This is a genomic window from Priestia endophytica DSM 13796, from assembly GCF_900115845.1.
Classification (GTDB): Bacteria; Bacillota; Bacilli; order Bacillales; family Bacillaceae_H; genus Bacillus_I; species Bacillus_I endophytica.
Genome location: NZ_FOXX01000027.1, coordinates 21,851 through 32,111, shown reverse-complemented (window position 1 = coordinate 32,111; position 10,261 = coordinate 21,851). Strand labels below are relative to the sequence as shown.

General features: G+C 38.0%; 8 protein-coding genes and 3 tRNA genes. 9 read left to right on the top strand and 2 right to left on the bottom strand.

The window, feature by feature from the left end; translation table 11 throughout:
* Positions 1–4 precede the first annotated feature (4 nt).
* The 3 genes from BM012_RS24770 (at position 5) to BM012_RS24760 (ending at position 265) form a co-directional block, all read left to right on the top strand.
* A tRNA-Asn gene (locus tag BM012_RS24770) sits at positions 5–79 on the top strand.
* Between the two features lie 3 nt (positions 80–82).
* Positions 83–173: transfer RNA gene (locus BM012_RS24765), tRNA-Ser, on the top strand.
* Positions 174–193: 20 nt separating this feature from the next.
* Positions 194–265 (top strand) — tRNA-Glu (locus tag BM012_RS24760).
* A gap of 62 nt (positions 266–327) precedes the next feature.
* On the opposite strand, the gene BM012_RS24755 is transcribed toward BM012_RS24760, so the two are convergent.
* Entirely contained in the window at positions 328–1,128 is an 801-nt protein-coding gene (locus BM012_RS24755; protein WP_061804014.1) for a TIGR00266 family protein, read from the bottom strand.
* Positions 1,129–1,326: 198 nt separating this feature from the next.
* On the bottom strand, positions 1,327–2,253 hold the full coding sequence (locus BM012_RS24750) for a 1,4-dihydroxy-2-naphthoate polyprenyltransferase (protein ID WP_372439972.1): 927 nt from the start codon (positions 2,251–2,253) through the stop codon (positions 1,327–1,329).
* 390 nt (positions 2,254–2,643) lie between these two features.
* On the opposite strand from BM012_RS24750, the gene BM012_RS24745 reads away from it, so the two are divergent.
* The 6 genes from BM012_RS24745 (at position 2,644) to menC (ending at position 10,036) form a co-directional block, all read left to right on the top strand.
* Positions 2,644–4,047 (top strand): isochorismate synthase, encoded by a 1,404-nt coding sequence (locus BM012_RS24745; RefSeq protein ID WP_061804011.1) that lies wholly within the window; start codon positions 2,644–2,646, stop codon positions 4,045–4,047.
* On the top strand, positions 4,037–5,776 hold the full coding sequence (gene menD / locus BM012_RS24740) for a 2-succinyl-5-enolpyruvyl-6-hydroxy-3-cyclohexene-1-carboxylic-acid synthase (RefSeq protein ID WP_061804010.1): 1,740 nt from the start codon (positions 4,037–4,039) through the stop codon (positions 5,774–5,776). The genes BM012_RS24745 and menD overlap by 11 nt, the downstream gene beginning before the upstream one ends.
* The gene (gene menH, locus BM012_RS24735; RefSeq protein WP_061804009.1) at positions 5,773–6,585 is read left to right on the top strand and encodes a 2-succinyl-6-hydroxy-2,4-cyclohexadiene-1-carboxylate synthase; all 813 of its coding nucleotides are present in this window, start codon (positions 5,773–5,775) and stop codon (positions 6,583–6,585) included. The genes menD and menH overlap by 4 nt, the downstream gene beginning before the upstream one ends.
* A gap of 14 nt (positions 6,586–6,599) precedes the next feature.
* Positions 6,600–7,421, top strand: a complete 822-nt coding sequence (gene menB / locus BM012_RS24730; RefSeq protein WP_019391070.1) for a 1,4-dihydroxy-2-naphthoyl-CoA synthase — start codon at positions 6,600–6,602, stop codon at positions 7,419–7,421.
* A 70-nt stretch (positions 7,422–7,491) separates the two neighbouring features.
* Entirely contained in the window at positions 7,492–8,946 is a 1,455-nt protein-coding gene (locus tag BM012_RS24725) for an o-succinylbenzoate--CoA ligase (protein ID WP_061804008.1), read from the top strand.
* Positions 8,936–10,036 carry an o-succinylbenzoate synthase gene (gene menC / locus BM012_RS24720; protein ID WP_061804007.1) on the top strand — a complete coding sequence of 367 codons (1,101 nt, stop codon included), beginning with the start codon at positions 8,936–8,938 and terminating at the stop codon, positions 10,034–10,036. Before BM012_RS24725 ends, menC begins: the two co-directional genes overlap by 11 nt.
* Positions 10,037–10,261: the final 225 nt, after the last annotated feature.

Sequence of the window (10,261 nt, the reverse complement as noted above, 5' to 3'; positions counted from 1 at the left end):
ATATTCCACAGTAGCTCAGTGGTAGAGCTATCGGCTGTTAACCGATCGGTCGTAGGTTCGAGTCCTACCTGTGGAGCCAAACGGGGAAGTACTCAAGTGGCTGAAGAGGCGCCCCTGCTAAGGGTGTAGGTCGCGCAAGCGGCGCGAGGGTTCAAATCCCTCCTTCTCCGCCATCGAAGATTTATATAAAATTGGCCCGTTGGTCAAGCGGTTAAGACACCGCCCTTTCACGGCGGTAACACGGGTTCGAATCCCGTACGGGTCATCTAAAAAAGCATGCAGAATCTGCATGCTTTTTGTGTGTTATCAGTTTCTGGAGCAGAAACTTTAGCGACGATCACCGCCAAGGAAATCCCCAAGAGAACCGAGAACACTTCCTTCTCCACGGGACTGTGTTCCAACAGGGGAGTTTGCAAACATTCGATCAGCAAGGCGGCTAAATGGGAGAGATTGAATCCACACCTTTCCTGGACCTGTTAATGTTGCAAAGAATAATCCTTCTCCACCAAACAAAGCTGTTTTTACTTTTCCTACGTATTCAATGTTATAGTCTACATCTTTTGTCATGGCAACTAAACATCCTGTATCAACACGTAGACGTTCACCACGTTCAAGTGTTTTCTCGTGGATCGTGCCACCAGCATGAAGGAAAGCAAGACCATCACCTTCTACTTTTTGCATAATAAATCCTTCTCCACCAAAGAAACCTGTTCCAAGTTTTCGTTGAAAATCAATTCCAACCTCCACACCTTTTGCTGCACAAAGAAAAGAATCTTTTTGACATATGATTTTGCCATTTAGTTCACTTAAATCCATTGGGATAATCTTTCCTGGATAAGGGGCAGCAAAAGAGACGCGACGTTTGTTATGAGCGCTATTCGTAAATGCTGTCATAAAAAGGCTTTCCCCTGTTAATACACGTTTGCCAGCTCCCATAAGCTTTCCAAATAGGCCACTTCCACCAGAACTTGCTGATCCATCTCCAAAAATGGTTTCCATTTCAATGTTTTCTTCCATCATCATCATACTTCCAGCTTCTGCTATAACACTTTCATGTGGATCGAGTTCAATCTCTACGAACTGCATATCATCTCCATAAAGTTTATAATCTATTTCATGTGAATTCATTTCTTCTCCTCTTTTCAAATAGTTTTCTCCTTGTAATACGTTGTACGAAGTTAAAAAGTTTCAACATGTAATAGGATAAACACAATGTTCTTTTCTAATGTATATGATTATAAAGCATATAATCAGAAGAAGATCTTAAATAATGATAAATAACAGCATCGTAATATAAGAAAAGAACACAGTCAAAAGACTGTGTTTTTAGAAGAAGTAGCCGATAAAAAGACCAATGGATAATAAAAATCCAAAGAACGTATTTGTTTGTGCTGTAGCTTTCATAGCCGGTACCATTTGAATGGGCATTGTTTTTCCAATAAATCCTTTTACAGCTTGGATTGGTTTTGGAAGGCTAAGGAATACTAATAATAGCCAAGGGCTTGCTACTCCTGCAATAATAAGTCCAATAATCCATACATAAGATACGGTGAACATAGATGCTAACACAACAATAGACTGTTTCTTTCCGACGAGAATAGCTAACGTCTTACGGCCAAACTCTTTGTCTCCGTCAAAATCACGGATATTGTTTGCAAGTAGAATAGCACCTACAAGAATTGCAATAGGAATAGATACGACAACACTTTCTGCTGTAATCTTTCCTGTTTGAATGAAGAAAGAAATCAATATGATGGAACTTCCCATCATAAGTCCTGATACAAGTTCTCCAAACGGCGTGTAAGCAATAGGGTATGGACCTCCAGTATAAAGATATCCAACAGCCATACAAAAAAGGCCGATAAGCGCAAGCCACCAGCTGCTACTCATGCAAATATATACCCCAATAATCATTGATAATAAGTACAAAATAAGAGCACTGTTCATAATTGTCCGAGGAGAAATTCCTTCACGAACAATTCCGCCACCAATTCCTACCGAGTTTTCATTGTCAAGTCCACGCTTGAAGTCGTAATATTCGTTGAAAAGGTTCGTAGCAATTTGAATAAAAAGACACGCAATTAACATTGCTAGAAAGATGGGAATATTAACTGAAGTAGATTGCATAGACAGAGCTGTTCCAATTAAGACAGGAACAAAAGCTGCTGTTAAGGTATGTGGACGTGTTAATTTCCACCATACTTTCCATCCCTTTTTTGGCGATTGAGCAGCACGCGGTTGTGATGATTGCATGCTTGTTCTCATCCTTTCTCTAGAAAGATATTTATAAAAACATTTTAGATAGACGTTTTTAGCCAAAAACACCTAACATTAGTGTAGAGAAAACCACAAGAAAGTTCAACTTTTTTTCACTTACTAAATTTTTGTGCAAATAAAGTTTAAAAAGGTATATAGAGATTACATTTAGATTATGAAGCCCTTCACTAGCATTTTTAAAGAGAAAGATTTATAATTATTTAGTTGCGTATTTCTACAACATTAGACAAGCATTTATTTTAAGAGAAGATTTTTTCTTTGTTACAACTTTCTATCTTTAAGAGAAGATTTTACCATATAAGTTTCCTGAAAATAAATTGGGAAACAAAAATAAGATTATGTCGGATTTCACTGGAGGGAGCTAGTGTGGTTACAAGTATTGAAGAAGCGAAACGGAAAATTGAAGACGCTAGTTTACGTGCTAATAAATTAGAGAAGCCTCAGTTTGTTAGTATTGTAAAGCAAATTGCTCAGTTTGATCCTCTCTCTGTTTACTATAATGGGCGCCATTTATATGAAGGGAAGCGTTTCTTTTGGAAAGATGCGTATGAGCCTTTTTATCTAGTTGGATTTGATTATGCCCATATTATTGAAAAGAATAAGGGTAGAGATCGTTTTAAGTATGTTGAAGAAGAATGGAAGCGTTTTATCGAAGGTGTAAAGGAGAACAAAACACCGTTTGGAACAGGTAACTTGCTTTTTGGAGGATTCTCTTTTCATCCTTATCAAAAGGAAGATAATTTATGGACGAGTTTTCCTGTTAGTCGTTTTTATGTTCCTAAAGTTCTTTTCACTTCCTATAATAACGAAGCTTTTATCACCTTTAATCGATATATTAAGCAAGGCGAATCAGTAGAGGATATTATAAAAGAAATGGAGCATATCGAAGAAACTTTTCTTGCTTCTGACATTCTTCCATCTCAAGTTTATGAAAGAAATGCTGTTCAACATGAAGTCGCTCCGGAAGAATGGAAAAGAGCTGTGAAGCATGCAACAGAACAGATTAGAAGTGGTGAAATTGAAAAAGTTGTATTAGCACGTGAATTACAAGTAACGTTTCATGAGAAAATATGGAGTGAATATGCCTTATCAAGGTTGCTAGAAGAACAGAATTTAAGCTATATTTTCGCTGTTGAACAAGATAGCCAATGTTTTATCGGTGCTTCTCCAGAGCGACTTGTAAAAAGCGTTGATGGTGAGGTCTTTTCAACGTGTTTAGCAGGCTCTATCCCAAGGGGACATTCTGCAGAGGAAGATGAAAAATTAGGGGAAGAGCTATTGAACGATGAAAAGAACTTGTTTGAACATAAACTTGTTGTAAATATGATTGAAAAGGCCATGAAAGAGACGTGCCTAAATGTATATGCCCCTGAGCATCCAACTCTTTATAAAGTAAAGCATATTCAACACTTATATACTCCTATTAAAGGAAAAGCAAAAGAAGGAACAACTCTTTTTGAACTTGTGGAGAAACTGCACCCAACTCCTGCTCTTGGTGGATATCCTAAAGAAGAGTCTGTTGAGGTGTTAGAAAAGCTAGAGGTGTTTGAAAGAGGATGGTATGCAGCCCCAATTGGATGGCTTGACGGGGATGGTAACGGTGAATTTATTGTTGGAATACGATCAGCATTGCTGCGTGGTCATGAAGCATCACTTTTTGCAGGTTGTGGAATTGTAGGAGATTCAGACCCTCAAAGTGAATATGAAGAAACAAAAACAAAATTTAAGCCAATGCTTTCAGCGTTAGGAGGAATGAACAATGACAAGTGATGCTCTTACTTCATATGTAGCAACATTTGTAGATGGACTAGTAAGCAGTGGCATTGCGGACGTTGTTATCAGTCCTGGATCTCGTTCAACTCCGCTTGCACTTACAATGGCAGAGTGTGACGAACTAAATGTGTATACTAATATTGATGAACGATCTGCGGCTTTTTTCGCTTTAGGAATAGCGAAAGCAAAACAGCATCCTGTCGTTTTGCTTTGTACGTCAGGTACAGCAGCAGCTAACTATTTTCCTGCTATTGTAGAAGCCCATTATTCTCGTGTCCCGCTTGTTGTTGTAACAGCAGATCGACCGCACGAGCTAAGAGAAGTAGGGGCTCCACAAGCGATTGATCAAGTGAACTTGTACGGTAAGTATGCAAAATGGTTTGTGGATGTTGCCATACCTGAAAGCTCAGTAGAAGCTCTTCGGTATATTAAACAAGTGGCTAAAAGAGCTGTTCATGTTGCTGAACGTGGTGGCCAAGGTGTTACACATGTGAACTTCCCGCTTCGAGAGCCACTTCTCCCTAACTTAGCAGAAGTGCACAATTTCTTTGAAGAAAGAAGAGAAGAACGAAAAAAAGTAAGCGAGAGAATTGGTTCACAAGCTGATGTTGCTTACGTAGAACAATTATTGGAAAGAGCAGAAAAACCTCTTTTCATTTGCGGCCAACAAATTTCTAAAGAAGGAAGCAGGGAGATTGTTGCTTTAGCAGATATGCTTAATATTCCTATTCTTGCTGATCCCTTATCAAATATTCGAACAAATAAGCTAGTACAAGGTGTTGTAATGGATAGTTATGATACTTTCTTAAAAAATGAAAGGGTAGCTGAAGAACTAGCACCAGATCTTATTGTTCGTTTCGGTGGAATGCCTGTTTCAAAAACAACGCTCAAATTTATTACAAACTACGCCCCAGAAAATTTCATAATGGTAGATCACACGTTAGATTGGCGTGATCCGACAGGGACGATAACAGATGTTATTGTATCGCATGAAGAGTTTTTATGTAGAAGCTTAAGGGAACAATGTGAAAACATCACTTTCTCAAAAAATTGGCTTTCAAAATGGATGAATGTGCAAAATATCACAAGTGACCTTCTTCAGCAGGCAATGGACAATACAGAGGAACTTGATGAAGGAAAAGTTGTTGTAGAACTTCAAAAAGCTCTTCCAGAGCAAAGTCTTCTTTTTGTTGGAAACTCTATGCCTATTCGAGATGTTGATACATTTTTAAGAAAGTCATCTAAAAGTCTAGATGTATTAGCAAATAGGGGAGCTAACGGAATTGATGGGGTTGTTTCAGCAGCGCTTGGCGCAAGTACTACTTATCATCATTCTGTATTGTTGATTGGCGATGTATCTTTTTATCATGATTTAAATGGGTTATTAGCTGCACATTTGAACGGATTGAACCTAACCGTTGTGCTTGTTAATAACGATGGTGGAGGTATTTTCTCTTTTCTTCCTCAAGCAAAGGAAGAAAAGCATTTCGAACTTCTCTTTGGTACGCCGCTCGGAATTGATTTCTCAAATGCTGTAAAAGCTTATCACGGGTCATTTCATAAAGCGAGCAATTGGGCGGATTTTCGTCATTACCTTGAGGAATCTTTCAGAACGAAAGGTGTTACAGTCATTGAGATTGAAACAGTGCGTACGAAGAATGTTGAAACACATCGAAGCATGTGGAAAGATATTGAGGATGTTTTAAATGAGGAAAAGGAAAAATGAACAAAATCATTCGGGGAGTGAATTATAATATTGAAATCAACGGAGAAGGCCCACCTCTTCTGCTTCTTCATGGTTTTACAGGGTCTCAGGCAACATGGAAGCATGTGAAGGAAGATTTTACTCGTTATAAAGTGATTACAGTAGATCTTATTGGACATGGAGAAACAGACAAGCCTGCTGACCCTAGTCGTTATACGATGGAGGAAACTGTAGCAGACTTGGTTCAATTGCTCTATGAATTAAAGATTGAAAAAGCAGCGATTCTCGGTTATTCGATGGGTGGAAGAGTTGCGTTATCGTTTGCAATCTTATATCCTCATAAAGTGACAGCACTTATATTAGAAAGTTCTTCACCTGGTCTTAAGACAATTGAAGAAAAGAAAGCCCGCCAAATGAATGATGAGCAACTTGCTTCTTTCATTCACGAAAAAGGAATAGAGGCTTTTGTCGAAAAGTGGGAAAACATCCCGCTCTTTCATTCTCAAAAGTCTTTGCCAAATGATATTATTGAAGAAGTAAGAAAAGAGCGATTAAAAAATGTTCCCCGCGGTTTAGCAAATAGCTTAATTGGGATGGGGACAGGCATGCAGCCTTCATGGTGGCCGCTTTTGTCTACTCTCAATCTGCCAACACTTCTTATCACAGGAAAACTTGATACAAAGTTTTGTCAGATTGGTTCAGAGATAGATGAGCAGCTTACAAACTCTTTTTTAGAAAGAGTTGAAGAAGTTGGGCATGCTATACATGTGGAAAAACCTCGAATTTTTAGTAAAATAGTAGATGGGTTTTTACAAAGTGTACATGAATAAAGGAGGACTAAAAAATGTCTACAGTAGAATGGACTGCAGAACGTAAGTACGAAGATATTTTATATGAAACGTACAATGGAATTGCTAAAATCACAATCAACAGACCAGAGGTGCATAATGCATTCCGTCCACGTACGGTTTCAGAGCTAATCGATGCTTTTGCATACGCTCGTGATGATGCTAATGTTGGTGTTATTGTATTAGCAGGTGCTGGTGAAAAAGCATTCTGCTCTGGTGGAGATCAAAAAGTACGTGGTCATGGTGGCTATGTTGGGGACGATCAAATTCCTCGTTTAAACGTACTTGATTTACAACGTTTAATTCGTGTTATTCCAAAACCAGTTGTTGCAATGGTTTCAGGATACGCAATTGGAGGAGGACATGTTTTACACTTAGTGTGTGACTTAACAATTGCAGCTGATAATGCTGTGTTTGGTCAAACAGGTCCAAAAGTAGGGAGCTTTGATGCTGGTTATGGCGCTGGTTACCTTGCTCGTGTTGTTGGGCATAAAAAAGCGCGTGAAATTTGGTTCTTATGTCGCCAATATAGTGCCCAAGAAGCATTGGATATGGGGCTTGTAAATACAGTTGTTCCTCTTGAGAAGTTAGAAGAAGAAACTGTTCAATGGTGCAACGAAATGCTTGAGAAAAGTCCAACTGCTCTTCGTTTCCTAAAAGCTGCGTTCAATGCAGATTCAGATGGACTAGCAGGTATGCAACAATTTGGTGGAGATGCAACGCTTCTTTACTACACAACAGATGAAGCAAAAGAAGGAAGAGATGCTTTCAAAGAGAAACGTACTCCAGACTTCAAGCAGTTCCCAAGATTCCCTTAAAAAATAACAAAGAGAAAGCAGCTTAATGAATTTCGTTAAGCTGCTTTTTCGATAAAGAAGGAGTAATAATATGGAACAGACAATGCCAAGCTGGTTAAAAAAGAGAGCTTTTCTGTCTCCGAACCGGATTGCAGTTAAAACGACGAACGAAGAAATTACATTTAAAGAACTTTTTATAAAAGCAGAAGAAATAGGGAAGAAGTTAGGGGCCCTGGGGATAGAAAAAGGAAGCCATGTTGGTATTCTTGCTCACAATAGTTTAGATTTCGTCATTTTTCTTCATGCACTGCTTGGTATAGGAGCTAAAGTTGTGTTTTTAAATACTAAGCTAACGGAGAAAGAGCTATCGTTTCAGCTAGAAAATAGTAAAGTTTCTATTCTTATTACAGATGATAAACTATTTAAAACGTCAATTACAGGAATTCAAAAAGCTTCATTTTCAGAAGTGAAAAAGCTTGAAAAGAGTAATCTATCTTTCCAAGAGGAAGTTTCCCTTTCAGATGTAGCAACAATTATGTACACATCAGGAACAACAGGAAATCCAAAAGGGGTTGTTCAGACGTATGGGAACCATTGGTGGAGTGCTACTGGCTCTTCTTTAAACTTAGGTCTTCATGATAATGACCGTTGGCTTTTGGCCGTGCCACTTTTTCATATTAGTGGATTTTCTATTTTAATGCGCAGCGTCATATATGGAATGACTGTAATTCTTCATGAGAAATTTGAGGCAGAAAGAGTGCAACATGGTATTTTTCATGAGGGGGTAACAATTATATCCTGTGTAACAGCAATGCTGCAGAAAATGCTAGAGCATCTTCACGAGCCGTATCCAGATACATTTCGATGTCTTCTCTTAGGAGGAGGTCCAGCTCCTTTGCCAATACTAGAAAAGTGCAAAGAAGCAAACATTCCTGTCTATCAAACATATGGAATGACGGAAACTTCCTCACAAATTGTAACTCTTTCACCTGAGGATGCGCTTACTAAACTTGGGTCGGCTGGAAAGGTGCTTTTCCCAGCGCAGCTAAAAATAAAATCAGAGAATCACCATGAAGCAGGAGAAATTGTTGTAAAAGGACCTAACGTGACAAAAGGATATCTCTACAATGAAGAAGCAACAAATAAAGCCATTATAGATGGATGGCTTCATACGGGAGATATGGGATATGTTGATGAAGATGGTTATTTGTACGTACTTGATCGACGTTCAGACTTAATTATCTCAGGGGGCGAAAATGTATATCCGGCAGAAATAGAATCTGTGCTTCTTTCGCATCCTGCTGTTAAAGAAGCTGGTGTAACAGGTCAAGATGATGAAAGATGGGGGAAAGTTCCGGCTGCTTTTCTTGTCATGGCACACTCTATAGAGGAAAGTGAGCTAAGATCGTTCTGTCAAAAAAGGCTTGCTTCCTTCAAAATTCCAGCAAATTTTTATTTTGTAGATGAACTAACAAGAAATGCATCAAATAAATTAGTGAGACGAAAGCTGTTTTCTTTGCTAGAGGATCAACGAAATGAAGATTGAGAATATCACCTTATATAGGTTGAGTCTGTCGTTAAAAAGTCCTTTTTCTACAAAGTATGGAACAGTAAAAGATAGAGAGTTTTTACTTCTTAAAGTGAAAGATGAAACAGGAGCAGTTGGCTGGGGAGAATGTGTTGCTTTTGATACTCCATGGTATACGGAAGAAACGGTAGATACGTGTGAATATGTATTAAAGCATTTTTTAATTCCTTTTTTGAAAGCGGAAAAGGTAACACACCCAAGAGAAACAACCAAATTGTTTTCATTTGTTCAAGGTCATAATATGGCTAAGGCATCGCTTGATTTAGCTCTATGGGATCTTTATGCAAAGAAGCTTGGTAAACCGTTAAGAAAAGTCCTTGGAGGAACAACTTCTAAAATTTCCTCAGGAGTAGCTATTGGCATTAGTGATGAAGAATCAATGATTCAAAGTATTGAAGAATATGTAAAGGCAGGATATAAACGCTTTAAAATTAAAATTAAACCTGGTCACGACTATGAAGTTTTGAAAAAGATTCGTAAACAATTCCCAAATTTACCGCTTATGGTAGATGCAAATGCTTCATATACATTTAATGATATGTCTCTTCTAGAACAGCTTGACTCTCTTAACTTGATGATGATTGAGCAGCCGTTTGGAAAAGATGAGTTTTTTCAACATAGCGAACTTCAGCGAGTATTGAAAACACCGATTTGTCTTGATGAAAGCATTATATCTGTTGAAAAAGCTTATCAAGCGATTCAATTTAAGAGCTGCAAAATTCTTGTTGTGAAACCAGGGAGAGTTGGTGGTCTATCTCCGTCTCTACAAATTCATGAGCTAGCTCTTAAACATCATGTTCCACTCTGGGTTGGTGGGATGATTGAGTCTGGTGTGTCTCGTGCTCATAATGTAGCACTTGCAAGTTTGCCTGGTTTTACAATTCCAGGTGATATCTCTGCATCAGACCGTTATTGGAGTCGAGATGTGGTTAAAAAAGGGATTAAGGTTTATGACGGTGATATTGAAGTACCATCAGAAAGTGGTTTAGGATTTTTCATTGATGAGCCTTTTATTGATCAAATTGCAACTAAAAAAGAAGAATTTTAAATATAAAAACTCGGAAAGAAGAATAATTTCTTTCCGAGTTTTTATATTTAGAGAGAATATATTTGTGAAGAACAGAACGATAATGTGAAAAATATACAAAAAAAGTTGACATTTTTTCAATTAGGCTATACTTTTTGTATTAAGGAAACTTTTTAGTATATAAGCATAAATTGTTATAAGGAGAAACAAGGTGTTTTTTTGGTTAGAAAGTTTCCTTCGGGCAAA

Bases quoted from the DNA above. Each gene is read 5' to 3' on its own strand.
- BM012_RS24755 (WP_061804014.1), bottom strand. From the start codon at position 1,128: ATGAATTCACATGAAATAGATTATAAACTTTATGGAGATGATATGCAG.
- BM012_RS24750 (WP_372439972.1), bottom strand. From the start codon at position 2,253: ATGCAATCATCACAACCGCGTGCTGCTCAATCGCCAAAAAAGGGATGG.
- menD (WP_061804010.1), top strand. From the start codon at position 4,037: ATGACAAGTGATGCTCTTACTTCATATGTAGCAACATTTGTAGATGGA.
- menH (WP_061804009.1), top strand. From the start codon at position 5,773: ATGAACAAAATCATTCGGGGAGTGAATTATAATATTGAAATCAACGGA.
- menB (WP_019391070.1), top strand. From the start codon at position 6,600: ATGTCTACAGTAGAATGGACTGCAGAACGTAAGTACGAAGATATTTTA.
- BM012_RS24725 (WP_061804008.1), top strand. From the start codon at position 7,492: ATGGAACAGACAATGCCAAGCTGGTTAAAAAAGAGAGCTTTTCTGTCT.
- menC (WP_061804007.1), top strand. From the start codon at position 8,936: ATGAAGATTGAGAATATCACCTTATATAGGTTGAGTCTGTCGTTAAAA.